Genomic DNA, 1,134 nt, shown 5'->3' with positions numbered 1-1,134 from the left:
CGGCATCTCTTTGTAGACGTCTTCGAACATGGTCGCGGCGCTTGGAATCTGACCGCCGGCGAGGGTGCCGTACTGTTCGGCCTGTTTCTGCGCGGCAATCACTTCGGCTTCGAGCTCGGCGCTGACGGCGGCGTGTTCTTCGTCCGACCAGTGGCCGACCTTGATCAGGTGCTGTTTCAGGCGAGCAATCGGATCGCCCAGCGGGAAGTGGCTCCAGTCATCGGCTGGACGATATTTGGAGGGATCGTCGGAGGTCGAGTGCGGGCCGGCGCGGTAGGTGACCCATTCGATCATGGTCGGGCCGAGGTTGCGGCGGGCGCGTTCGGCGGCCCAGGCAGACGCGGCGTAGACCGCGTAGAAGTCGTTGCCGTCGACTCGCAGCGAGGCGATACCGCAACCAACACCGCGTCCGGCGAAGGTGGTGGCTTCACCCCCGGCAATGGCCTGGAAGGTCGAAATCGCCCATTGATTGTTGACTACGTTGAGGATCACTGGCGCACGGTAGACGTGGGCGAAGGTGAGAGCGGTGTGGAAGTCCGATTCGGCGGTAGCGCCGTCACCGATCCATGCCGAAGCGATTTTGGTATCGCCCTTGATCGCCGACGCCATGCCCCAGCCCACCGCCTGAATGAACTGGGTGGCGAGGTTGCCGGAAATGGTGAAGAAACCGGATTCCTTGACCGAGTACATGATCGGTAACTGACGGCCTTTGAGCGGGTCGCGCTCGTTGGACAGCAGTTGGCAGATCAAGTCGACCAGTGGAACGTCGCGAGCCATCAGGATGCTTTGCTGGCGATAGGTCGGGAAGCACATGTCGTCGATGTTCAAGGCCAGGGCCTGGGCGCTGCCGATGGCTTCTTCGCCAAGGCTTTGCATGTAGAACGACATTTTTTTCTGGCGCTGGGCGACCACCATGCGGTTGTCGTAGATGCGCGTCTTGAGCATGGCGCGCATGCCCTTGCGGAGGATCTCGACCGGAACGTTCTCGGCCCAAGGGCCGAGAGCGTTGCCCTGATCGTCGAGCACGCGGATCAGGCCACGGGCCAGGTCGGCGGTGTCGGCAGGTTCTACGTCGATGGAAGGTTTGCGCACCGTGCCGGCATCGGTCAGATGCAGGTAGGAGAAGTCGGTTTT

Annotated in this window: 1 protein-coding gene; it reads right to left on the bottom strand. The window is 62.1% G+C overall.

Annotated features, from left to right (window positions below; genetic code table 11):
- On the bottom strand, window positions 1-1,134 hold a 1,134-nt coding region (locus ACIOVB_RS27850), incomplete at both ends, for a thiamine pyrophosphate-dependent dehydrogenase E1 component subunit alpha (protein WP_401272318.1).

This window comes from Pseudomonas sp. NPDC087639 (assembly GCF_044743385.1).
Taxonomy (GTDB): domain Bacteria; phylum Pseudomonadota; class Gammaproteobacteria; order Pseudomonadales; family Pseudomonadaceae; genus Aquipseudomonas.
Note: the sequence above shows the minus strand (reverse complement) of the source record. Positions and strands in the feature narration are given on the sequence as shown.